We start from the raw sequence: 25736 nt of genomic DNA, 5'->3' as shown, positions 1-25736 counted from the left end.
TCCGAAAAATCTATCAGGTCATTTTGAAAGACCAATAGTTTATCTCCGTTTTTGAAGTTTTCTTGTTGCTACTAATCCAAGAAGACCGAGAGCAGTTAAAGTAAGGCTACCTGTCATACTTGTTTCTGGTAGTTTCTTGGTATCCTCAGCCTTTTCGACTTTTTCTTCCTTGCTTTTAGATAAGTGCTTAGCTTCAGTATCAAGTTTTAATGTACTTAAATCAAGAACTGGCAGAATTGGTGCTTTTACACTTTCACCTTTTGCAGTGATTAATTCTGTTTCTGTAGCAGCTTGTTGAGTTTGATCCGTTGGTACTTCTTGGCTAGTAGACGTTGGACTGATGACTTCTGTAGGTAATACCCCAGCATCTACTGTTGTTGATGAAGAACTTACTGGACCTTGGGCGCCGGTTGCTCCGGTCTCACCTTTTGGTCCAACTGGGCCTTGGGCACCGGTTGCGCCGGTCTCACCTTTTGGTCCAACTGGGCCTTGGGCGCCGGTTGCTCCGGTGTCGCCTTTTGGTCCGACTGGACCTTGGGCGCCAGTTGCGCCGGTCTCACCTTTTGGTCCAACTGGACCTTGGGCGCCGGTTGCTCCGGTCTCACCTTTTGGTCCAACTGGACCTTGAGCACCAGTTGCACCAGTGTCGCCTTTTGGTCCGGCTGGGCCTTGGGCGCCAGTTACTCCGGTCTCACCTTTAGCTCCGGCTGGGCCTTGGGCGCCAGTGGCACCTGTTTCACCTTTTGGTCCGGCTGGGCCTTGGGCGCCAGTTGCTCCGGTCTCACCTTTAGCTCCGGCTGGGCCTTGGGCGCCAGTTGCTCCGGTTTCACCTTTTGGTCCGACTGGACCTTGAGCTCCGGTTGCTCCAGTATCGCCTTTTGGTCCGACTGGACCTTGTGCACCTGTTTCACCGGTTTCACCTTTGGCTCCAGTTTCACCAGTGTCGCCTTTTTCACCGCGATCACCTTTAGTCCAAATTTGAACATCCGTTAAATCAATGTCTCCGTCCTTGTCAACATCGCCTACTTCTTGCGTAAACCACTCAAAGAATGGGGAATTGGTGCTGATAGGATCTCGATAGATAATGGCGTAATTACTGAACGTCCGTGCCTTGAAACTTACAGACTTATTAGAATTTTCATCTACCTGTTCTGTAAATGCAAGATGTTCAACAGTACCTGTTTCAGGAAGATAAACCACTTGGGCTACGCCCTTATTGCTTGCGACTGGAACTGTTACCTGTACTTGCATATTATTAGCAACTTTTCTACCTTGATCATCAACCAATTCAATGTCATAAACTTGGCTATCTTTACCTTTCAAGGCTTTAAATTCTTGTGTAACAGGCACAACTCGAAGGGCCACTATTGCAGGATTTTCACCTGTTTCTAAAACTGCCTTGACACCTGTTTCTGCATGAACAAGTTCACGTGTTGTTGGAGTAGTTGGTTTTGGTGTTTCTGGAACAGTAATAGGAGTTTCCGGAGTTGGACTAACTGGTTTTGGTGTATCCGGCTTAGCTTGGAAGGTCAACTCTGCAGGAATTTCTTCTGCCATGCTAGCTTCTGCCATTTCTGGCTTAAGGATGACAAATTTATCCAAAGAAATCTTGTTTTGAGCACCAATTTGCTCTGGTGCAATGGTCAACTTCAACTTGTGAGGACCATTGGTCAAGCCTTTAAACTCACCAATTAAGGCATTCTTCACAGTATCGCCAGTCTTATGGAAGATGATGTCGTCTTTGGCAACACCGTCAATCCAGACTTTTGCCTTACTCAATTGAGGGGATTTGATACCGTAAATCTGAATACCAGTTCCTTCAAAATCAAGAGTCACACTAACGTCATCATCCGAGTGGTTGGTGTTTCTCACCCCGTACTTCTCAGTACCCGCATACATAGCTGTATCTGCCCAATTACCAAATACACTACCGTATTTCACGCGTGGATCACGGTCATCCAGCGTTTCTTGCTCTTGACTTCTATCTCTGATAACCTTGAAGTAGTCAAGGGAGATTTTTTGCTTCTCGTTTTCCCGAGTCGTCGCATCTGGTTTGACACGGATGGTCATGACATGTGATCCTTCAGCCAGATTGTCATAGCGACCAATGAGAACACCTTTTTCTACATTGCCTGTCTTGTAAAAATCAAGTTCAGAGACTTCTTGACCGTCAATTGTTACAATAGCCTTACCTAAACCAGAGTGCTTGAGACCGTAAACTTCAATACCAGTACCGATAAATGGAATGGTCGCTGTTGCATCTTCAGGTCTTGCATTCAGATTTCTAAATAATTCAGCAAACTTCTCTGTGCCGCTATACAAAGCATTGTCAGACCAGTCGCCAAAAATAGAACCGTAGGTTATGCTTGGATCTCTGTCATCCAGTATATCTTTTACTCGACCAACTGTCTTAACATCTGAGTAAGCCTTGGCATCGTATTCAAAAATCGGGCGAACACGATAATTGTATTCGTAGTTTGGTAGAAGGGTCAAATCTGTAAAAGTGGTCTCTGTTGTGCGGAAGTACTTGGTAGCTCCTTCCTCTTCTGAACCAACTTTCACACGTTCAATTTGATAACCTATCGCATCTTTAACTGCTGAGAAGGATACTTCGGCAGTTCTGATACCTGTACGTCTCACAGCCAAGTCATTGATACGCGCCATGATATTCTCAAGAGTTACAACATCACCAGCCTTGGTATCTAGGGAAATACGACCATTTTGAACAGTAGTAAAGGTTTGCTCCACACCGTTTACAAGTAAACGAGCAGTTTCTACATTTGGATAATCGATAATGAGTTGGCCACCTTTATTGGACACCAGACGAACCTTATCCAAATTCTTATTGGCCCAACTCATATCCACTTGGACATTGCCACGAGCCATCAAACCGGTTACTTGACCACTTGCCCAAGCATCTGGAAGGGCTGGAAGGAGGGCAATGTAGCCAGAATGAGATTGCAAGAGCATCTCTGTCATACCACTGGTTGCACCGAAGTTGCCATCGATTTGGAATGGTGGATGGGTATCCCAGAGGTTTGTCAGAGTCGATGATTTGAGCTGTTCTGACAAGAGTCGGTGTGCACGGTTACCGTCTAAAAGACGAGCCCAGAGGTTAATTTTATTAGCCTTAGACCAACCAGTACCGCCATCACCACGATGGTTGAGGGTTGCCTTGGCTGCATCTAAATACTGTTGATTATCTTTATTAAAGAGAGTACCTGGGAAAAGACCTACCAACTCTGACACGTGACGGTGACCTGGTTGCCCATGGTGAGCCGCTGTAAATTTACTGGTATCTTCCTCGTACCATTCTTTAATACGTCCTTCACTATTAATGTGAAGAGGTTTTAGTTTTTCAAATTTTACCTTAATTTGATCAACCAGTTCTTGGTCCGTATTCAAAATCTTGGCTGCTTCCATAAAGTCATGGAAGAGTTGCCATACCAAGGACTGGTCATAGGTATTACCGATGGTAATAGTACCGTGTTCTGGAGAGTAAGATGGTGATGAAACCCAACGGTCACTTTCTTGATCATAATGTAAGAAAGAATTCCAGAACTTAGCTGTTTCCTTAAGCATCGGGTAAATGGTGGATCTCAGATACTCTTCATCTTTAGTAAACTTGTAGTAGTCATAGACGTTCTGCATGATCCAAGCATTGGATGCTGGAGACCAACCCCAATAGTAAGACCAACCTGGAGTTGTCCAACCAAATGGAGTGGCTTGTGTATGAGCCAACCAACCATTTTCTTCACCTTCTTGAGATACAACATTGGCATATTCCTTGGCAGCAATACGACCGTAGTAACGCATATCATTGATGTATTTGATCAATGGAATTGCTGTTTCAGCCATATTGGTAGAATAAACAGGCCAATAGTTCATCTGCAAGTTAACGTTGAGATGGTAGTCTGAGTTCCAAGGTGGATTATCCACAGCATTCCAGACTCCTTGCAAATTGGCAGGTAGGGCATTTTTACCGTCACGGGAAGAGGTAATCATGAGATAGCGACCAAATTGGAAGAAGAGCTCCTCTAGTTCCTGACCTGTTGATGGTGAATAATTTGACAAGAGCTGATTGGTTGGACCATTGCTATCAGTCGTATTCAAGTTGAGCTTAACTCGGTTAAAGATAGACTGGTAATCAGCGATATGATCACGTTTAACTGCCTCAAAGCCCTTGCTGGCTGCTTTTGTAGCAGTTTCTTTTACAAAGTTCTCAACATTAATGGTTCGATCACGATAGTTGGTCTTCGGATCTTGGGCAAAATCTGTTTCAGCACTGAGGTAAAGTGTCGCATAGCTTGCACCTGTCAACTTGAGTTTGTCATTTTCAACTGTCCACTGACCATCTGTGTCAACCTTAACAAAGGCTGCAAACTTCAAGTCATTGTTTTTAACTTTACCAGACAGCAAGATACCGTCTTGACTATAGGTTACTCGCCCTTCTTTAAATGTAGATTTATCATTTGAATAAGTCGTGAAATTATTGCTAACCAAGGCATCGGCCAAGGCCATCTTGATGTCTAAATCTAGGGTTTGACTACCTGTATTTTTGAAGTGAGTGACAGCAACATTATCTGGATAGCTGACAAAGGATTCACGGTGATATTGGGTACCATTATGGGTGTAGTCTGTTGCACTAATAGCTGTCTTAATATCCAAACTACGGTTGTAATCCGTTACTTCGTCAATGTTCTTGGTGCCATTTGTAATGTCAACATTAATATCACCAAAGGCTAGATAACGACCGTATTCTTGGCTATTTGGACCGACTAAGTGGGTCTCCGCTAGTCTTTTTGCTGTCGCTAGATCTCCACGTTCTAAGGCCTGACGGATGTCATCTAGATATTCGTGCTTACCAATTTGGTTACCACCATTGTAGGTCGTTGAATCTGGTCTTGGTCCCCCTGACCACAGGGTTTTCTCATTGAATTGGATGCGTTCTGCACCTACAAGACCAAATAATTTATTACCGATTTCACCATTACCGACTGGCAAGGCTTCTTTTTCCCAGCCAGCATAGGTAGTCGCTGCTGGTCTACGATAATTCAACACATAGTTATTGGTGTCAACAACCGGGATTTCAAAACTTGTCTTGTCTTCTACACGGTTGCCATTTTTTAGAGCTAGGAGACGGCGTAAATCTGCATAGGCTTCAGCAATTGCTGCCTGATTATTAGAAGCCACTGCTTCTTCAGCAAAGGTCACCAGTTCTTCAAACAAAGCCTGGTCTTCCTCAGAGGCATTTGTGAAATCTAAAGAATCAATCGCTGCACGAAGTTCCTCTACAGAAACAATGTTTGATTCTTCTGTGGCAGGAGCAGCTTGTTCAGTGGTTGTCGCGCCTGGTTGAGCAGTCACTGGTGCAGGTGGAGTTTGCGGAGCAGGGGTTGTTGGAGTAACTGGGGCTTCTGTTGTTACAGCTGGCTGCTCACTTGGTTTCTCCTCCGTTTCACCAACATTAGAGCTAGCTGGCTGCTCTGCCGGTGCTTCTACTGGCTGAGCAGTTTTTTCAGCTTCAAGAGTCGTTCTTGCAAGAGAAATTACTCCTGGTAACCCCTGTTTTGCTTGATTGATTAGGGTTTGATTATTGTTCTCAATAGCTTCATAGATAGTTGTCACAAGATTAGTAGCCGTAGTGACAAATTCCTCATTCTTAATTTGCTCAACCAAGCCCTCTAAGGTGTTCAGCTCCTGCAAGAGGGCTTGAACTTCTGGACTGAGCTCGCTACTACTATCTCCCGCTGCCACTGCATTGGAATCTCCTTCCGGCAGGGTATTGGCATGAACAGTTGCTAAATCTGTTCCAAACAACAAACAGCCGATTGCGACAGAGGCCGCCCCAACCGAGAACCGTCTGATGGAGAAGCGATAGCGTTTATCGAATAATTCTTTCGAATGTTTTCTCATAAATCTATCCTTTCTTTCTGTTTAATGATAATATTTTTTGATGCTTAAATTTTGTTAGAAATCCCATTCCTACGCAAATGTAAGCGTTTCAAAAGTATTATACACTAAAAAGAAAAAAACTTCAAGATTCTATATATCAATTTGTTGTATTGTTAATCTATTTTTTGGGAACAAAATAGTGGCATTTCTGCGAGCCCACTGAAAAAGTCATCAACTAGATGGCTTTTTTGGCTATACTAGAGTCGATGATTCCTATGCTTGATAATCAAATTCAGTTAGATCTTAGCCCTTATTCCTCCCTGTATGATATTGTTGTCCCAAAAAATCATTTTTTACGGCAGCTAACGGAACTCTGTGATTTTAGTTTTATCTATGATGAGTTAGTGAAACATTATTGTATCGATTTTGGCCGAAAGGCTTACTCACCCTTCATGATGTTTAAATACCTTTTATTGAAAGATATTTATCATTTATCGGATGTCGATGTTGTCGAGCGTTCGTTATCGGACATGGCCTTTAAGTATTTCCTTGGTCTAGCTCCAGAGGATTCTGTTATTGACGCGTCTTCTCTTACCAAGTTCAGAAAGTTACGTATCAAATTTGAAAGACCTTTATGAGAAGACTCTGCAGAATGACGTTCCTGTTGAAATAATAATCGGTGATGCGGCTTATTCGGGCAAAGAGAATATAAAACTGGTACGTAAAGAAAACGTTCATTTTGTTTCAAAACTAAATCCTTCTGTTTCCAAGGGATATCGTAAGGAAGGCGATTGCTTTGAACACAACAAGGATGCTGGGCTTTTTGTCTGCCCTCAAAGACATATGGCTGTTCGAAAAGCTCGGACGGGTAAGAAACATCAAAATAGTAATCAGGTCATTACCCAATACTTTGTTGTGAAAAATGTAAGCTTTGCCCTAGTAAAGAAGGCTGTTATAAAGAAGGTGCATAGACTAAGACCTATTCCATTGCGATTAAGAGTGATGAGTATCTATTTCAAAAACGATTTCAGGAAACACCTTACTTCAAAGAAATGGCAAGACACCGTTACAAGATTGAAGTCAAAAATGCGGAATTGAAACAAAGACACGGTCTTGATGTTGCCAGAGCATCAGGTCTTTTCAGCATAGAATTACAAGCAGCCACAACCATATTTGTGGTCAATATGAAGCGAATTATGACCTTAATAGACCAAAAGGAAGAGTAGAAAAATAGGAATTCTCCCAAAAATTCAGGAGAATTCCTATTTTTTTGTAATGGTCGGAGTAATTTGATTGAGTGTATGTTTCCTTATAAATCGTATTCTGACAAAACAATCCGCCTACCTGCCATTTCTTTTATCTCTCCAGTGGGACAAAATCCAACTTTGGACCAAAAATAACTGGACTGGGGATTGCTTTCTACATAGCCTAGACGCACCTTTTTGAAGTAAGTTGCTAACTGAGACAGGAGCTCTGCCATTATTCTTGAACCAAGATCTTGACCAGAGAGATTGGCATCTACCATAAACAGTCCAATGTAGGCAATCTCCGCAGTTGGATAACCGTCAATCAAGTCAAGTATGGCCACCAAGCGATTATGCTCCCAGAAACCCAGAAAATACTTGTCCGACAAGGACTTCCCAGGTGGACAATCGACCAGGTCATTGGCCAGGCTTTCCAGACTTGGTAAAGGTGGAAAATGCTCAAAATAAAGAGGATTGGTCTGGTAGAGAGCTAAAACCTGCTCTAAGTCAGCTTCAGTTAGCTTTCGGACTTGAAATCTGGTGGAAAAATTGGAAATAGTCATAAAGCATCCTTCATTATCAACATTCATCTTGGAATAGGTGAGCCCATCATAGATTGCTACCTTTCCTTTACCAAATAACCACTCTCTCCTCGGGTGCCCTATACATTGGGTCACCTTCTTGAATATGGTAGACTTTATAAAAATCATCCATTTGCTGTAATTGGAGATTGACCCGAAATTCCTCAGGAGAATGCGTGTCTACCTGAAGTTGATAACGGCCATAATCAACCGCAACCATTTCTCGACGGCTACGGGCATAGTGCTCAAAAAATTCTTTTAGATTAGCTGACGGTTCTTCTTTTTTAAGCGTAGCCAAGGCAATCTGTATTCCTCCCAAATCCGCAAGATTTTCAGACAAGGTTAAGTGACCATCTACTCTACCACCATAAACTTCCAGACCATCAAACAAGTCTACTAGGGCTTGATTTTTTTCTTCAAACGCTAGTCTATCTCGCTCTGTCCACCAGTCTTTTAGACTACCAGTCTCATCAAAATTTGCTCCTGTGGTATCAAAGGCATGAACAAACTCATGAGCGATAATTTTGCCAATCCCGCCATAATTCTCGGCTACAGATTGATTTTTGTCATAATAGGGAGCTTGTAAAATAGCCGCCGGAATATAAATAGCATTCTGACTAGGAGCATAGGCGGCTGTTACTTCACTTGCCGATACATTGCTAGCCCAAGTTTGTCTATCTATTGGCTGACTATAACGCTCGAAAACTCCTGTTCTAGCTTGAATCGTAATAGCCAAAACATTTTCAATGTAAGACAAGTCTTCACGCACCTTTAATGACTTGGTCCAGTCGTTCAACTCCCTTGGATAGCCGATATGATAAGTGATATTTTCTAATTTTTTAATTGCAGCTTGCTTGGTGGTTTGACTGAGCCAATCATTGGCTAGAATCCTTTCCTGATAGGTCCTAGAGATTGCCTCAGCCATTTCCTGAATGGCAAGTAAGTCCGTTTCATCGGCATAGTTATGACCATAATAAACACCCAAGCTTTCCTTGAACATTCCAGTCACATCCAGATAAGTCATGTAATCATTTGGATAGGAGGCTGAAACTCCTTGGACTTCTGCATGAAATCTCCCAGCTGTCTGCATGATTTCCCCAGTCAAATAGGGAGCTAACTTCATTGCTTGGCTAACCAAGGCCCATGATCGATATTCTGAGAAATTTTCTTCCTTGATAAATTGGGATAATTGTTCAAAATAGCTTGGATTAGAAACATAAACTTCCTCCGGTTCCAATCCTACCAGTCCTACTAATTGTTCTTCAATCGATAAAGCCGGAGAGTAGTTTTTGACCTGTGAGAATGTTCTAAGTTCTTCTGCGTTCACCGGACCCCAATCACTATGCACATTCTCACTAGCTGGTAGAGTGCCAACGAGTCGATTGTCAAAAGCAATGGCACCTTCAACCAAAGCAGTGGCCTCCTCGGCTGGGTAGCCACATTTTTCCAAAATATGTCTCGCAGATATACGATAAGAATCCATGAGTTTCTCATGAACAGTCCTGTCTTCATAGTAGGACTTATCAGGTAGAATCGTCTGAGGTGGTAGCAAAATTAGCATTCTTTCAGATGTGTTTCGTGGATTGGCAATCACATCAAGACCATAGGGCAATGGATAGTCCTTACGAATCCAATCTTGGCTAAGCGATTTCAGATCGGAAAACGAAGCAATTCCCATCATTTCATCCAGTATCATTCTAGCTACTTTGACACCATCTTCTTCCCTTTTGGTAAAATCAAGACCTTGCTGATACAACTTGATAAATTCTACTAAATCCTCAGACTGAGGCTCTAGCTGACCAGCTACCATTTTGTCAAAATCCAATTTTAATTGCTCATCTACTTCCATTTGCAATCTTGTAAACTCATTGTAGAATGGTGTACCACTTGATAACCAACCACCATTTAACCAGTCCCTATTTATAGCTTGATAAAAATTAGTTTGGATAGTCGGTTCTGCTTTTTCAACTTGTGCTTGGTCATCTCCTATTTTCTGACCACAGCAGGCAGCTAAGAGACAGACAAAACCAAGTAAAACCAATCTCAGTAGACCTTGTTTTATCACGCGTCACCCCCTCACTTGTTTTCCACAAACTATTTCGACAGGCAAAGATGCAGAAAATAATTACTCCTCCGCATCTTGCTCTTTCTTCAGCTCCCCAATCGTCTCAAAACTTGCTCGCCCATCTGCAGCCAGTGCCTCCTGCTCATAGGCATTGATAATCTGGGCAACGACTGGATGGCGAACCACATCCTTGGCTGAAAAATGCACGAAATCAATCTGCGGTATTTTGCTCAACTTCTCCGTCGCATCAATCAAACCTGATTTAACCTTGCGCGGCAGGTCAATCTGACTAATATCCCCATTGACAATCATCTTGGAGTTAAAGCCCAGACGGGTCAGGAACATCTTCATCTGCATAATGGTGGTGTTTTGCGCCTCATCCAAGATGACAAAGGCATCTTCCAAGGTCCGCCCCCGCATATAGGCCAGCGGTGCAATCTCGATAATCTCCCGCTCCATTAGGCGCGTGGTCTGCTCCTTGCCCAAAATCTGATAAAGGGCATCATAAACCGGACGTAGATATGGATCTACTTTTTCTTTTAAGTCCCCTGGCAAAAAGCCTAAACTTTCGCCTGCTTCTACCGCAGGACGTGTCAGGACAATCCTCTTGACCTGGCCCCGCTTGAGGGCGGTTACAGCGAGAGTAACTGCCAAGAAGGTCTTACCTGTACCAGCAGGACCAATCCCAAACACGATATCATGACGCTTAACGCTATCCACGTAGAGTTTTTGTCCAAGGGTCTTTACGCGAATGGGTTTGCCATAGTTGTCCTTGATAATCTCTTCTTCATAGAGGGCAACGAATTTCTCAATCTCATCATTTTTGACCATGGAAATAGCCGTGACCACATCAGGCGTATTGATGACCAGGCCTCGATTAACCAAGACTAAGAGGGACTGAATAACCAGGCGAGCTTGCTCCACCTGAGTTTCCTGACCGATGACTTGCACAACTTCTGTCCGTGCATGGATAACAACCCCCAATTCCTGCTCCATCAATCGCAGGTGACGCTCATTGGACCCAAAAAGGCTAAATAAATCATCTGGGTGTTTTAAATGAATATCAATCGAATGTTCTTGCAAGAAACTTCTCCTTTGGTAGCTTTTCTATTATTATACCAAAATTTTCCACCAACTGAATTTTCGAGGTAAAAAGAAAACAGTGAATATGGCGATATTCACTGTTTTAGAAAGACCAAACTTGAATTTTCTATGCGGGGTGTAGAATAATTAAGAAAGGAAGGAAAGTTTGGTTTCCTGTTGTATCACCGTTTTCTCAGATACTGTACTGAAATCATCAAGTTATTCCAGTAGCTAGTATCCAAACGGCTTATCAGGACAAATCCTATCCTGAATATATATTATACCCCCCCCCGAAAAAATGCAAGTATTTCGGATAGTGTAAAGCGAATATCGTTCGTTTATCAATATAGAATAACAAAATGAAAACAGTGAACAAACCTGCCCACTGTTTTCCTGAACAGAGGCTGGACAAAAAGCCCAACACCACTTCTCAAAGTTAGTGTCAACATCTCAGCGCAGTGGTTGATTGGCAGATTTGTTCGTGTTTTATACTCCAAATCTGACCATTACGACTGATGCGAACAGAGTTCGCTTCATTTCCAACCTCCAACAGTCACTACTCTGACTGTTGGAGCTATGCGGGGGTGGGAGTGAAACAGTCTGGGGATAGACTGTTTCAGCTCAACAACTTAAAACGAAAAATTGTTGACGAACTCTTCTATGAATGACAGAGTTCTTTCCCACTCCCATTTCTTAATGACTAAACTATATAGCAATTATGGATTTGTCACATAGATAGACTCCCTAAAGTCCTTGGTTTCGCGCAGATAGCCATTCAAAATTGCTGCTTTTAAGCTATAGACGTGGGATTGTCTATGTGAATATCCACTGGTCTGAGAAGAGTATAGTGAACGATAAGCATCGTACTCAACTGCTGCACGCATTAATTCTCTCATTTCAGAAATGTTCTGAATTTGTTTCGTACTTCCGTAGAAATAGCCATCTCCATTCTGAATGCCTTGACCAATCACAGTCACAGGTTTCAGTTGTTCTAACATGTCTCTCCTACGTTTAAACATTTCTTTTCGGAACTGGGCAGCATTTGAATATGCACCTCCGGTAATCTTAGCTATCAACTGATCATCTCGGATACGACCAGCTGAGTCTGCTTGTCCTAACTCTGACTGATATTGATTAGACAGATAAGGAACAAATCCATTTTCATACCCTTTTTCCGCTAATAACTCGAAAGCAATCTTACGGAATTCAAATTCATTTCGGCTTTCCCCATTGTTATTTAGAGAACCATACAGTGGGTTTAGAGCGTTTATCGTATGGTAAGAATTTCGTTCAAAATACGAATTATATCCGTGACCTTCAGGATCATAAGATCGACGAGAAACCATTCCTTGATCAATTAAATCGTCTATAGAGTTATACTGATTAGCCCGTCCAAATTGCTCAATCCAAGTAGCATTTTCATCTCGAGTACCCATCTTATTGAACCATTTTCTCCTAGCAGTGTCCAAGGAACGATCCCCACCTAAGTTCAAAACTGCCTCTGCTTCAAGATAGTCTAGGGTATACAGAACATCCATGTAACCTTTCATGTAGGTCTCTAGATCCTTAGTAGATTGGAAACGTTCAGGATTTAAGTTGGTCAAACGACGGCCATAGGAACTCTTCTCATATTCAGAGAAATCAAAAATGTTATTTACCCCTAAAATGTCTTGATCAAACCAATTGATTGTTTCAAAGAGTCCTCTAGCGTATGCTTCTAAATCCATACTGCTTCGGCGACCATGACCTAATAAAAACGTGTCATCCTCAGCGACATGCGTCAATTCATGTGTATAGACACGACTACCTTCTCGACTGGTTACATCTGCATTGAAATAGAAAATATTTCTTAAATCTGACTGAGCGTTGGCTCCGTAACCAATTGGATAAGTATAACCCAGTGGCATGTAGAAATACTTAAATGAACGTTTACTTCTACTGCTTAGAGATTCAATATCATACCAGCTACCATTAACCCTTTTCGTATCCCAAGTAATAATCTGCCGAATCATCTTTTCCTTATGACCTTCTGGTAAGATTCGGTAGAGATAGTCAGCATGGCTAGCCCAATCCTTAGCCGTCTTTTCAATCCTTGCTTCAATCTCTTCCTTGGTTCCAGATTGATTATCATAAGAACCGATGACTGTATTGGCCATATCGGTTAAGATAAAGATATCCCTACTTGGCATGGTTAAGAGAATGAGCGCCATTTCCTTAAAGGACCAGGTAGAACTCTTCAGCTTATCATAGAACCGATTCGAATATTGCTTATTATTGACATCCTCTTGTTTCGCCCGTACCTCAGCAACCGTCGAGTTGGTTTCTATGATATTTGCTTTTGTTGCTGATTTAAACCAGTCGCTATCTGTTGAATTTGGCAAGAAGCGTTTACGATAAGCCTCTAAATAGTCAAATAGGTTTCCACCTACAGCCGGTTTTGCAATAAATTGACTGCCAATAGCAAAGTTGTTATTTGGCTTCAAACCTCCTGCACCAAGACTACCCAAATTAATGAGCTGTTCCAAGGAATTCACTTGATTCCCAAAGAAATCTGGTTTCTTCACCATCCATTCTTGAGCATTTATGTCTCCATAGCGAATAGAATACCAACGATCCATATAAGCTAAGCCAAGCAGTAATTGAGCTTTATGTTTGGAAATATAATCAAACATATAATCCTCAATCGTCTGACTGGTTAAGCTAATTGCACGATTTGAGACCAGTAAATCTTTTAGCTGTTGTCGAATAGTTGATTTCACTTTTGCAAATGATTCATTCAAGAAGAGAAGTTCTTTGATCGCATAATCTGATTCCGATCCTGTCAAACCTAAAGCATCTAATACTTCTTTCGAACGGTAATCTACTCCTGAAAACTCTGGAACTAAGCGTTCTACCAAACTATCAAGTCTAGACTTCTGTACCAAATTCTCTGGTGTATAGGTAATATCTCTATCGACTACATAATACTCTGTAAGGTCACCATTATTCAACTCTTGTTTTTTAACAAGCCAATCGTAAGTAATCGTACCATCTTCAAAATGTAGCATCAGTTTATTAATAAAGGCCTTAGACCCATACACATCAAAAACTGGTCGATTTTGTTGCGCATCAAACGGTACTGCATCGAGGAGTTTTTTAGTTACAAGGGAATCCGTCATACTTAAACGGTTAGCTTGTTGAATAATGACATCCTTGGTAAAGAATGGTAAGAGTTTCTCCATGTTTTCGTATGCTAATTTCCGACTTTCTTGATAATGCGGATGCAGACTATAATCTATATCAAACTTAGCAGAACTCTCCTGTTCGTTCGGTAGTTGAACTGATACCTTTTGAATTCCGAATTCCCTCAATAGATTTTCAACTTGACTTACTTGCAAGCGAACTTGTCCCTCATTGTCCTGACCTGTCGCTTCTTCCTCAACTGTATAGATTTTACCTACTTGACTAGATGTATCCGTAACCGAATGATAGACTTTTCTACCATTTGGGACACTAACTGCAGAAACAACATCATCGATTATGGAATTACTTACCCCTGCAATAATACCTACAATGCCACCAATCTCACTATTCAAATTTTTAGGAGCAGAAATACTACCTTTAGCATAGGCTTTCTTAACAAAGGAATTTGCATACTCCATTTGTCCAACAATACCACCTACTCTAGCACGGCTAGAATTCGTAGAAAGCTGTACATCTGTAGAAACTTTTTGTACTTGTCCTCCTGTTCCAATCCAACCTGCCAAACCTCCCAAATAATTATCAGATAAATCAGTGGATTGACTTGAAACTCTTCCTTTTACAGTGATATTCGATACCTGCGTATTTATAACACTTCCTAAGAGACCTCCAACTTGGTTCCCACCAATCACGGTTCCTTCTACACTTATCTGCTCAATACGACCTCCACCGGCTTCTTTGGCAAGTGCTCCGATTTCTCTCTTGTCCTTTTGATTGATAGCTACATCTTTCAGATTCAAATTTTCAATTTGACCAGTTGTCTTTTTAAAGAGCGGCGCTTCCAAATCATAAATTGTATAGCCAGCTCCATTTAATCGACCAGAGAACGGATTGGTAATGTAGCTTTCCCTATCTGCTATATTGACAGAATATGCTGTCAAATCTGCACCAAGAGTAAAGGTATCCCATGGTCTTTCTTGAATAGCTTGAATCAAACTTGCAAAGTCTGTATAGGTCCCTATACTAGTAGAAGTTTTTTGTTTAGCAACACGGAAAGTCAAGCCTGGACGATAGGAATGAGAAGTTGATTGTTCTTCAACTAGATTGTCTAAACTTGCTGTAACAGAATAGAACTGCTCTCCATTTTCAGTCACAAGCTCTACTTGACTAATCGGTAATAAAATCTCTTTTTGCTGATTAGAAATAACCTTGGCAAAATAAGTAGTTAGATTAGTAGGCTTAGTAGCCAACTCTCTTTGAATACTTGCCTTTCCATTTTCAAACTTCCAGAGCTCCACTCGGTCAATATTTTTAATCTGTAGTTGTCTTTCTTCAATTTCAATAGAAGCCTCATCTGCTAGGCTATCTACCAAACTTTCTGAAGTACCACTATAGGTCAAATCTGTCCGAACAAGATAATCGACATTAGGTTTTAAATCTGTAAATTCAGCCTGAACTCTGCCATTTTGACGACGCAGAGTAGCTGTTGATACGATTTCATCGTTTACAAATAAGTAAGCTTGTCCCCCTTCAAATCGATCTGCAGGATCCTCTAAGATGTAGTGAATGATTGCTTTATGAGCATCCTTTTGGATATCTACTTTTCGTATAAACATTGTTGGTTTTGGCAAACTATCAATATCTACATCAATAGGTGTTTCCGTTTCTGTTGTATCTGGAGTGTCTGGAATACCTGGTCTTGGCTGCTCCGGTTCTGGTATTGGTGTTACTGGTGGATTGTCTGGGGAGCTTGGTTCTGTCGTTTCTCCAGAGTTTGTTGGGTCTGGACTAGTCGTCTCCTCATTTCTACGGCTTGGGCTACTATTAGCATCGGTTGGAATATTGACAGGTTTCGCCATAACTTCAAACTTAAGACTCGGTCCACTATTGGCATCTGTCTCTATAAGAACATCTGGATTTCCTAATTCTGTTAAAAGATCCACAATGAAATCAATATCATCTTGAATCACTTCAAGCTGAGTACGAATATTAGCCGGGTCTCCTGATGCAATCATGTCCTCTGAATGCTTGTAAACTGTATCAATATAGGTCTGCCATTCGTAACCTTCAACTCGAGTCTTATAGCTACGAAGCTCGTTCATTTTCGCCCGGAGTTGAGCAACTGTCTCTTGATTAACTTCTTCCGTTTCCTCTGGCCAGCATTGATCAGTTGGATTTAGAATACATTCAAGGTCAGATGAACTTGGTTTTTCAATCGCCTCAGTAGGTGCATCACAGGTACCTCCATCTGTATTATCAGGAATAATCGGACAAGATTCTTCATTTTCTGTTGGGGGAGTAACTGGTTGCTCTAGCTCCTTGGTGCCAATTTCAACTTCTCTTGCCCGTCCCACTGTTTCAGAAACAAGAACTTCTGAATGAGTAGTAATTTGACCCGTTGTAGGATCTACAGAATAATTTGTCCGGTAGACTCTTATCGTTGGACTACCTTCATGAATAACATTTTCTGTTCCTTTTGCCAATTCGGCATTTTGTCTAGTAATCGGTGAAAGTTCCACTCTTTCCGTCCGTTCTACAGGACGAGTCCCTACCTGAACAATTTGCTCCTGACCACGATCCGTCACTCGACCAGTATCACGGACACCTTGGGTTGCTCCCGTTCTTGGATCAACACTATAAGTTGTTGTATAAGTTGTGATTTCTGGACGACCTTGCTGGCGAGTATGCTGCTGACCATGCACACGGCTGTTGTCGGCTTCATAACGTGTTGGCAAGACTCGAGAAGTGGTTTCTGTCGTTGGACGTGTTCCAACCTGAACGATTTCCTGTCTAGCAAAGCGAGTAACTTGGCGGGTCTCTGCTTGTTCCCTTACTTCTCCTGTCTCAGTATTAAGAACATAGTTTTTAGTATAGGTTGTTTCCTGCTTGATGCCGGATTGTTTGGTATACTGCTCATTCAGACTTCTGTTTGGATCCGCTTCGTAAACACGAGTGAAATCTGTCTCTACACTGCGGACAACTGGTTTTGTTCCAACTTTAATAATGCGATTTTGAACTACTTTTACAACCTCATTGACCCTAGTCGGTTCTCCAACCTCTTGATCACGGACATAGCGACGAGTGGTGGTTATGCGTTCCACACCATTGTTGCCGGCTTGTAACTCTTCTCGTTGAGGATAGGATAAGGTTGGGTCTGCTAGGTATTCTGTCTTAAACGCAATATCTCGATTGTCAACTGTCTCCATAGTCCGATCCACAGCCTTGGTACCAACCTGCACGACCTGGGCAACTGGTAGAATCTCTTGAATCTGAGGTAGACCTGCACTAGTCTCGCCAGTCCTTGGGTTCAAGGTGTAATGAATTGTGGTAATTTCTTCCCCAGCCCTTCCTGGTCGGACAATCACACGCTCACCAACGTAGAGGGTTGAATTAGGAACTACCTCTTCTGAAAATGGCAATGTTTTTTTCGTAACAGTTGGTTTAGTACCAACACTGATCCTTCGAACTTGACCTGGATGAGTAACCTTTCCTGGCAAGTGAATCGGAGTTACCCGACCACTTGCGGCGTCCAAATTATAGATAGTTCGGTAGGTTGTTTCCTTGGCATGACCTTCTTGGAGAACCGTTTGAACATCCCGTTCCTTGTCTGGTGCTGGTACATACTCCGTCACAGGCTCTTCTTGTTCAATCCGAACCTGTGGTTTCGTACCGACTTCAATAATCTCATCTTGAACTTGTTTAATCAATTCAGTCCTACTAGAAAGGAACTTCCCTTCTACACCTTTGATGGTCTGGTAGGTCGAAATGACCTTTTCTTGACCACTTTGACCAGTCTGCCTAGTTCTCGTCTGGCCATATTCTAGTTGGTCATTACTCTCATATCGTCTTGTAAAGTCAATGGTGCGAAGGCTTTCTTTTTCTACCTGCCCTTCAATCGGCTTAGTACCGACACGAACCACTTGTTCCTTAGCAGGTTTGACAATTTCTTCATTGACAAGCTGACCATTTTCCTTGTGGATACGTTTTAGCCCCTGTTCACCAGTAACTTCAATCCGTCTGTAGTCTGTGTATTGTTCTGGGTCTGAAATCACACGCTCGGTAAAGGCAATGACAACCTCTTCAGTAGTCATTTCTGGACGCTTGATACCCTTATAGGTTACCTCAGCCTCTGCTTGCTCAAGTACTTCCGTCTTCAGTAAGGTTTCTACTCCCTCAATGACCGCATAGGTATGTAGACGCTTCCCATTTTTACCAGCTACTACCTCAACCTTGCCAAGAGGCCAATCATCACGAGAAACTTCTTTTCTTTCGAATGCAATTTCCTCTTCTTGAGTCCGAATAATCGCCCTTGGAAGTTCTAACTTCTCCGGTGCCACATATTTCTCATCTCGTCTGGTGCCAATGTAGGTTCGTTTTGGTGTTGAAGGAACTTCCTCGCGACTAATCTCCTTACGGGCTACAATTTGACCGTCAACTAGGACTTCCTGATAGGAAATACGCAGGCTACCTGCTTGACCCTCTTCTACTCGATTTTGACCAACTGCCAGTTCATCTGTTTCTATCCGTTCTTCTGGTATCCCTAAAGTAGTCTCTTCTAACCTATCTTGAACTTGAAAATCAATGGTCGGCAAGAGGTGGCTTGGGGCTTGAGCTGGGATAGTCGTGATCAGCTTTTCTTCAACGGCTGCCCCTGTTGGCTGGACAGTTTCTTCAACCGAAGTGGTCTCTGTGACTTCTGCTTCAACAACCTGACCTGTACCGATATAGACTTTTCTGGGTATCGAAGGAATTTCCTCACGACCAATTTCATTACGGGCAACAACTTGACCATCAACCATGACTTCCTGATAGGAAATGCGTAGACTTCCTGCTTGACCCTCCTCTACTCGACTCTGACCAAGCGGTAATTGATTTGTCTCTATCTGCTCTTCAGGAATTTCTAAAGCAGTCTCTTCCACCTTATTCTGAACTTGAAAATCAATGGTCGGCAAGAGGTGGCTTGGGGCTTGAGCTGGAATACTGGTGACAAGCTTTTCTTCGACTGCTACCACTGGTGGTGGGATGGTTTCTTCAGATGGTTTGGTTTCCTCTACTACTGGCCTAAGCTTGTCTTCATCGACTGGACTTTCCGTTGGCAGGTCTACTAGTTTTTGACTTTCTACAGTTTCACTAATTTGCTCAACTGCCGGTTGGCTGGCTTGATCCTGACCTGTTTGAATAAGTTCTGGTTGGACAAGCTCATCTGTTTTTTCACCTATTTGCCCAGTGGAGACTTGCTGGTCTGCTTCTGCAGTTTCTTGGTCTGTCTTTGGCTCCTCTATCTGACTAGAATTGGACAGGCTTGTTTTCTCATCCCTAGCCTGACTCTGCACCTCTGGTTTTTCTTCAACCAAATAACCCACAAACTCGTAACCATCCAAACGCAACTTACCGTCTGGCAAGGAATCACCTGGACGAATGGTGATAGTCTGGTTATAGGATGCCAGAGCTTGGCTTTCAACTGCAGAGACTTCCAACAAGGGGAGGGCAAGACCAGTAGCTGTGATATAGAGCATACTTAAAATACGTGCCTTCTTGTTTTTGGTCGCAAGAACAGCCAAGACTATGAAGCCACCAGCCGCAACCAAAAGCCCACTTGCCAACCCGTCTCCAGTCTTTGGTAAAGCGGTTTTTGCAGGGCGATAGACCACAAAATAAGTCGCAGTCTCTGTCAGTTCAGCTGGTAAACTAGACTGAATCAACTGCCGTTCTTCCTTTGTCAACTCCGTTTCAAGAACGTATTCAAAATGAATATCCTTAGTTGAAGATGTAACAAGTGTTTCCGCAGCAAGAGCCTTCTGACCTACTAGCAGACTACTACCGATACACAAGGAAACAACACCGACAGTTAGTTTTCTTATAGAAAACGCTTTCTTTCTGTCGTAAAAAAATTTAGACATTGTGTCCCCTTTCCTAAACAAGAAGATCTTGTTTATTTTTTACAGATTTATAGCTATTCTAAGTGTAACATACTTAAAATGAAATATCCACATATTGTATGTGAAATCAAAACAAATTCTAATCAAGATTTCCTGTTAGTATTTACATGATAGTGGACAAAAAAAGAAGCTGACTTAGTCAGCCTCTTCAATCTAATGAGCCAAATAATCTTCCCAAATTGCATCAAAGTCACTCATAGAAAAAGCAAAGCTAGCTGATTCTTCTAAGAAACAACTTACCTCGTCAAAGTCGTCTGATTGCTTGGGAAAATCATACTCTTCAAATACGTGATCAGCTAGAATAGCTACTGGCTGATTCGATTTTGCGTTGCGTTGGGTCATCAACCAACTATAAAACGACCTTCTCATAGCACCTCGCTTACTATCATTCCGTCTTTATATCTAAATCTTTAAATTTCTTTTATTTGAAACGACGACGGCGTCTCCTAGCTTCTTGTCGCTCCTTACGCCTTCTTCGATTACCTGCTAGAGTAATAAATAATAAATATGAAACCAATGACAGTGGAAGTAAAATGACAATTGGATAGATTAGATTTGTCTTACTCATCCACTCAACACTAGTGCTAGCGGAACTAACTTCCAAAGTTTCCCTTGTCTCGACTTCTGAAGAAGAAGGGAGGGAAATAGGAGTCACTTCTTTCACTGGGACTACACTTTTTATAGATGAACTAATTGATTCCAAGCCGTTTTCAACGGTTAATTCCGTGCCATTTATTACAAAGACCGGCTCTGTTCCTCTTGGAATGGTAGCATAAAGATCTTCCAAAACCTCAATTTGCTGACCATTAATAGTATGCTCCCCCTTGTCTAATACTTTTCGATATTCATAAAGAGCGTAAAAATGCTCTATTAAGGCATTGGCAATCAGATTTCGATTGAAGTCTGAAGCATCATCACCCCATTTGCCTACCCCCATAACAATGGCAATCATTTCCTGTTCACCACGTTGGATCGTCATAGAAATATTATAATCAGCTCGGGGACTAGAACCTGTTTTCAACCCCGTAACTCCTTCTATACCATAAATTCCACCTGGCAAAGAGTAGTTATAAGATGTGAAATACTCCTCGTAGGGAGTTCCTTGCATGACAACAACCAATCTGTGACGAGTATGCTCCAAAATGGCAGAATAGTTTTTCATAAAATGATAAACCAAAATAGCCATATCCTTAGCTGTTGTTTGGTTAGAGGCCGAATTGTCATACCGTTTTGGACTATAATATCCATAGAAACTCGAAGCCCCTGCACCACTGGCATTATTCCAGATCGAATTGGTCATGCCAAGTTCTTTAGACTTCGCATTCATCATATCTATGAACAGATCCGGATCATTATTTGATAAACGATTGGCCAACATAACTGTAGCGACGTTAGACGACTTCACCAAGGCCATCGTAATTAAATCTGCTACAGAGTAATCTACACCTGCGTAAATCTTATTATTAGAAATTTCATGGATTGTTGAAATTGCCTGATCTGTTTCAGTTGCTCGGATATAGGTCGCTTCTGACAGCTTACCTTGACCAATAGCTTCGTAGACTAAATAGAGAGTCATTAATTTGCTCATGCTAGCAGGATCTCTCAAACTATCACTATTATCCTGCCACATAACCTCCCCTGTCTTTCCATCAACAATAATCGATGATTGCGGACGGTAGACATCACTTATCTCATACCCAGCAGCCCAAGTGATGTCCATCAATTCATCAGCACTTGCAGTAACTGTAAAGAATGACAGATAAACCACTAGGAGTGTAAGAAGTAGTTTTTTCACTGTTATCCTATCTCCCTATTTTCATTTTTATTAACAGTTCTATGAGGCTAGGCTCAAGTCCAAAGCCACTTCTCAGAGTTCGTGTCAACATCTCAGCGCAGTGGTTGATTGGCATATTTGTTCGTGTTTCACACTCCAAATCTGACCTAATCAACTGTGCGGGGGTGGGAATACGAACTCTTTTTTGACTAGTTGAGTTCTTTCCCACTCCCGAATAACCAGTATACTACTTTTTCTTGGCTTTTACAAACAAGATTACTTCTTGTAGTTTCTTCTAGACTGATTCCGTCGTACCGATTGTTCTTTTCTATATCTATTTCTGCGAATTTCTCTACGAATAAAGAGTAGAATGAACAATATGAATGGCAGCAGTAATATCCAATACCAATTTGATAATAGCTTTTGAACCAAAGTTTGCTGCTTTGCTTCATAGCTATTACCAGTAATGGCATTAGTTACTGTTGTTACTAAGCCAGACTCCGTAACTGGAATAGTAGCGGCAATTTTATCGCTCACAGTTGTTAAACCAGTATCAACATGCAATAGACCATTTTCAACTGTCAAGCTAGGTTGTGTTCCTTTAGCAACAGTCGCATAAACATCTGACGAAATGTCATAGCCAGTTCCATTGATATTCTGTGTGCCTGCTGTTAGAATTTTTTTATACTCATAATCCTTATAGGATTTTTCAATTAAGGCATTTCCAAAGGGATGACGGTAATATTCCCCATCTTGGTCTGCCCAGTCGCCCACTCCCATAATAACAGCAATATGGCGTTGCTCACCGCGTTTAATGGTAGCGATATAGTTAAAACCTGCACTTGGACTTGAGCCTGTCTTCAGACCATCTACACCTTCAATTCCATATTTTTCCCCTGGCAAGGAATAGTTATAGGTTTTAAATGTTTCTTCATAAGGAGTACCTTGCTTAACTGTTACCTCAATATCATTAGTATGCTCCAAAAATTCAGGATAGTTTTTCACAAAATTGTAAGTCAAAATGGCTAAATCACGCGCAGTTGTTTGGTTTGTTTGCTGAATGTTGTAACGTGTTGGAGCATAATATCCTTCAAAAGCTACCGCAACCGCACCACTTGCATTGTGCCACACTGTATTGGTCATACCTAGTTCTTGTGCCTTGGCATTCATCATATCTAAGAACAAATCAGGATCATTATTCGATAGATAGTTAGCCAGCATAATGGTAGTCGCATTAGATGAAGGAACAGCTGTCATGGTAATGAGTTCACCAACTGTATAGTCAACTCCTGCAACAATTTTGTTATTTGATAGTGCATAAATCTTAGCAATAGCCTCATCAGTAGGCGTTGCTCTGATAATTGTATCTTCTGATAATTTTCCAGCAGCTATAGCCTCATAGGTCATATACAAGGTCATGACCTTACTCATACTAGCAGGATCGCGAACTTCATCAATATTGTCCGCCCAAAGAACAGCACCTGTATTCCCATCAATCACGATACTGGACTTAGGACGATTGATTTCCAGAACATCATAGCCAGCAGCACGAGTAATATCCATCAATTCATCTGCATGAATCCCCACAGGAGTTACCAGCATTAAAACAAGCAGAAAAGAAACAACAAATCTTTTAATCACAACACTAAAATCTCACTTTCTAATATGATTTTCTTCATAAATCTCAATATATCTCTCCATAGACATCTTACTCACCAATTGGCCAATCAATTCATAAGGAATATTCTTGGGATTTTTCATGCGAACGCAGGATTTACCCATATCCAATTTAGTCGGAACCTGTTCCTGATACTTTTCTACAAACCAGTCATTCAATTCCTTATCCATATAAATTCCCATATGATAGAGGGCAATATGAGTCTTTTGTGAAGCTAAAGCCAAGAAGGGTAAGGGTTCCCCAGGTGTACAATGATAGCCATTTGGATAGGCTGACAGGGGGACGTAATAATTAATCATCCCACCCAGCACACCGACCTCAAAACCAGCAGGCAAATGCTTAACAATCACCTGATGAAGCCTTTCAACTGCCTCTCTGCGATTGTCTGGCAAGGCGGCCATGTAGTCTTCTATCGTATCTACTTCAATCAGCATAGCACTCTCCTATCTCAACCCAAGCATGGCCTCTTTTGCATGAATCATCTCTGTAATCATTTGGCAATAAGGAGTTGGAATACCTGCTCGCTTGCCTTTAAAAACGACAGCTCCATTCAAGTAATCAATTTCTGTCTTGCGACCATTTTGTACCAAATCCTGATGCATGGATGGGTAATGATTGGAAGCCTTTTTCGATGTGTCCATGATGTATTTCCAAATTGCTGCCTCATCAATTCCATCTGTCTCTGACTTGGCTACGGCGATAAATTCCTTGAAAATACCTTGTACCAGATTGAGTCCGCCCTCGGTCCCGAAGAGTTCTCCAATGGTACAATTCAAAACTGTACAAGTCGGATTCATAGTTCCATTGACACAAGCTTTTTGCCAAATGGCATTGATGACGTGGTCGTCATAAGTAGCATTGAGTCCAGCTTCATTAAACATGTCAACGATGCCTTCTACTGACTGACTATCGCCAACCATATTCTGTACGGCGATAGAACCCGGCCCCTCCAAATGAACATGACCTGGTCCCCTAAGTCCAGCCAACCAAATCGTTACACCAACCATAATACTCTCATCAGGTACATATCGGCGCATGGTGGTGGCATGCCCCAGCCCATTCAAGAGACTGAGAACCTTGGTCTTTTTACCAATGATCCCCTTAATATCCCGCAACATCTTGGGCAACTGATCCGCCTTGGTTAAGAGAATGATCAGGTCAGCTACTTCCGTCGCCTCTGTCGGCTTCATAATTGGTAATTGAACAGTCTCATCAAAATCTCCCGTCACCTTCAGACCATTTTCACGAATTGCCTCGATATGAGCGTCCCAATTATCCAACAAAATCACTTCATGGTTTGTCTTTGATAACTGATAGCCAAAACGGCAACCCATGGCACCACTTCCAGCAATATAGACTCTCATCAGCTAGATCAACTCCGTTCCAAATTCATCTTGCTTGACCTTACCAGCCTTCATCAAACCACCCAGGGCTTTTTTAAATTGTCCCTTGGAAATACCAAAGGTAGCCTTGATGTCTTCCGGAGTAGACTTGTCGTTCAAGGTCATAAAGCCCCCACTGCTCTCCAGGTAGGTCAAAATCATCTGGGCATCATTTTCCAACATCTCAAATGAACGTGGTTTAAGAGACAGGTTCAAGGTCCGGTCAACTGCCCGATAACCAATCACTCGTGCCTCCAAGACTTGACCTAAACGTGGCTCAGTAAAACGTTCGCTGGGATGGATGAAACCAAGCATATTATTATCAGGTAAATAGACAAAGGTCCCTGTCATCTTCAAACGGTAAACGATGGCACGTAAGGTTTGGTTCTGCATATTATCATAGGCAGGACCTGCCATCTTTTGAAAATCTTCTTGAAAGGCTGGCAGAGCCCAGATACGATCTTTCTTATCCACATCCAATTTCACATAGAGTTGGTCTCCTTTTTTAGGCCACAATTCCTTGATTTCAGGTAAAATATCCAAGGAAACAACCACCTGCTTATCAGGTAAACCAGTATCGACAAAGACACCCAAGTCTTTACGAACGTCAGTCACTGTTCCCCAACCAAAGCTAGTCCGGCTTGCTCCCACTTCTTTAGTGGTCAAACGCAGTTTCTGCTTCATATCTGTATAGGCGAAACCCTTGACAGACTGCCCTAGTTGGAACTCTCCCTCTTCTTTTGAAAGAGCAAAGGTCAGTCCCTCTTTTTGAACAAAGTAAAACTGGTCATTTTGGTCGGTCACTAGGCCAACCACATAGTGTGCTAATAAATCATTCATGATTTTTCTTCTTTCTGACTAAAAGAGGGGAGTCCTGTCTAACTCCCCTCCATTAGATTTCTTATTTGTTTCACC

Annotated in this window: 13 protein-coding genes and 1 pseudogene; 3 read left to right on the top strand and 11 right to left on the bottom strand. The window is 42.0% G+C overall.

Annotated elements, in window-relative coordinates; all coding sequences use genetic code 11:
• Positions 1–39 precede the first annotated feature (39 nt).
• A complete protein-coding gene (locus NF418_RS05015) occupies positions 40–5916 on the bottom strand; it encodes a glycosyl hydrolase family 95 catalytic domain-containing protein (RefSeq protein ID WP_256778681.1) in 5877 nt (1958 codons plus the stop codon).
• A 254-nt stretch (positions 5917–6170) separates the two neighbouring features.
• Between NF418_RS05015 and NF418_RS10765 the strand changes: the two are divergent.
• From NF418_RS10765 to NF418_RS10755, 3 genes and pseudogenes are all read left to right on the top strand, one after another.
• A pseudogene (locus NF418_RS10765) lies at positions 6171–6515 on the top strand (transposase); the annotation flags it as partial.
• Positions 6472–6993 (top strand): hypothetical protein, encoded by a 522-nt coding sequence (locus NF418_RS10760; protein WP_444861123.1) that lies wholly within the window; start codon positions 6472–6474, stop codon positions 6991–6993. The pseudogene NF418_RS10765 and the gene NF418_RS10760, both read left to right, overlap by 44 nt.
• Entirely contained in the window at positions 6948–7121 is a 174-nt protein-coding gene (locus tag NF418_RS10755; RefSeq protein ID WP_444861122.1) for a hypothetical protein, read from the top strand. Before NF418_RS10760 ends, NF418_RS10755 begins: the two co-directional genes overlap by 46 nt.
• A gap of 83 nt (positions 7122–7204) precedes the next feature.
• Here the strand turns inward: NF418_RS10755 and NF418_RS05005 are convergent, their stop codons facing one another.
• The 10 genes from NF418_RS05005 to cvfB all read right to left on the bottom strand — a co-directional run bounded on the left by NF418_RS05005 (position 7205) and on the right by cvfB (position 25661).
• Positions 7205–7702 carry a GNAT family N-acetyltransferase gene (locus tag NF418_RS05005; RefSeq protein WP_256778680.1) on the bottom strand — a complete coding sequence of 166 codons (498 nt, stop codon included), beginning with the start codon at positions 7700–7702 and terminating at the stop codon, positions 7205–7207.
• 67 nt (positions 7703–7769) lie between these two features.
• Positions 7770–9785 (bottom strand): M13 family metallopeptidase, encoded by a 2016-nt coding sequence (locus tag NF418_RS05000; protein ID WP_256778679.1) that lies wholly within the window; start codon positions 9783–9785, stop codon positions 7770–7772.
• Positions 9786–9845: 60 nt separating this feature from the next.
• Positions 9846–10868 (bottom strand): PhoH family protein, encoded by a 1023-nt coding sequence (locus NF418_RS04995; protein WP_172064244.1) that lies wholly within the window; start codon positions 10866–10868, stop codon positions 9846–9848.
• A 716-nt stretch (positions 10869–11584) separates the two neighbouring features.
• Entirely contained in the window at positions 11585–19948 is an 8364-nt protein-coding gene (locus NF418_RS04990; RefSeq protein WP_256778678.1) for a ZmpA/ZmpB/ZmpC family metallo-endopeptidase, read from the bottom strand.
• Positions 19949–20140: 192 nt separating this feature from the next.
• On the bottom strand, positions 20141–20356 hold the full coding sequence (locus NF418_RS04985; protein ID WP_256778677.1) for a YozE family protein: 216 nt from the start codon (positions 20354–20356) through the stop codon (positions 20141–20143).
• A gap of 52 nt (positions 20357–20408) precedes the next feature.
• Positions 20409–21782: a DUF1958 domain-containing protein gene (locus NF418_RS04980; protein ID WP_256778676.1), complete on the bottom strand. Its 1374-nt coding sequence runs from the start codon at positions 21780–21782 to the stop codon at positions 20409–20411.
• Positions 21783–22037: 255 nt separating this feature from the next.
• Entirely contained in the window at positions 22038–23363 is a 1326-nt protein-coding gene (locus NF418_RS04975) for a D-alanyl-D-alanine carboxypeptidase (protein WP_256778702.1), read from the bottom strand.
• Between the two features lie 51 nt (positions 23364–23414).
• Positions 23415–23873, bottom strand: coding sequence for a DUF1801 domain-containing protein (locus NF418_RS04970; protein ID WP_256778675.1), 459 nt, complete (start codon positions 23871–23873; stop codon positions 23415–23417).
• A gap of 9 nt (positions 23874–23882) precedes the next feature.
• Positions 23883–24803 carry a 2-dehydropantoate 2-reductase gene (locus NF418_RS04965; RefSeq protein WP_256778674.1) on the bottom strand — a complete coding sequence of 307 codons (921 nt, stop codon included), beginning with the start codon at positions 24801–24803 and terminating at the stop codon, positions 23883–23885.
• Positions 24804–24806: 3 nt separating this feature from the next.
• Entirely contained in the window at positions 24807–25661 is an 855-nt protein-coding gene (gene cvfB, locus NF418_RS04960) for an RNA-binding virulence regulatory protein CvfB (RefSeq protein ID WP_256778673.1), read from the bottom strand.
• Between the last annotated feature and the right edge of the window lie 75 nt (positions 25662–25736).

Origin of the sequence: Streptococcus suis (assembly GCF_024509555.1) — a bacterium.
GTDB classification, from domain to species: Bacteria; Bacillota; Bacilli; order Lactobacillales; family Streptococcaceae; genus Streptococcus; species Streptococcus suis_AD.
The sequence above is the reverse complement of the archived record's forward strand: the minus strand, read 5'-3'. Positions and strand labels throughout refer to the sequence as shown.

Bases quoted from the DNA above. Each gene is read 5' to 3' on its own strand.
- NF418_RS05015 (WP_256778681.1), bottom strand. From the start codon at position 5,916: ATGAGAAAACATTCGAAAGAATTATTCGATAAACGCTATCGCTTCTCC.
- NF418_RS10755 (WP_444861122.1), top strand. From the start codon at position 6,948: ATGGCAAGACACCGTTACAAGATTGAAGTCAAAAATGCGGAATTGAAA.
- NF418_RS05005 (WP_256778680.1), bottom strand. From the start codon at position 7,702: ATGACTATTTCCAATTTTTCCACCAGATTTCAAGTCCGAAAGCTAACT.
- NF418_RS04990 (WP_256778678.1), bottom strand. From the start codon at position 19,948: ATGTCTAAATTTTTTTACGACAGAAAGAAAGCGTTTTCTATAAGAAAA.
- NF418_RS04985 (WP_256778677.1), bottom strand. From the start codon at position 20,356: ATGAGAAGGTCGTTTTATAGTTGGTTGATGACCCAACGCAACGCAAAA.
- NF418_RS04975 (WP_256778702.1), bottom strand. From the start codon at position 23,363: ATGCTGGTAACTCCTGTGGGGATTCATGCAGATGAATTGATGGATATT.
- NF418_RS04970 (WP_256778675.1), bottom strand. From the start codon at position 23,873: ATGCTGATTGAAGTAGATACGATAGAAGACTACATGGCCGCCTTGCCA.
- NF418_RS04965 (WP_256778674.1), bottom strand. From the start codon at position 24,803: ATGAGAGTCTATATTGCTGGAAGTGGTGCCATGGGTTGCCGTTTTGGC.
- cvfB (WP_256778673.1), bottom strand. From the start codon at position 25,661: ATGAATGATTTATTAGCACACTATGTGGTTGGCCTAGTGACCGACCAA.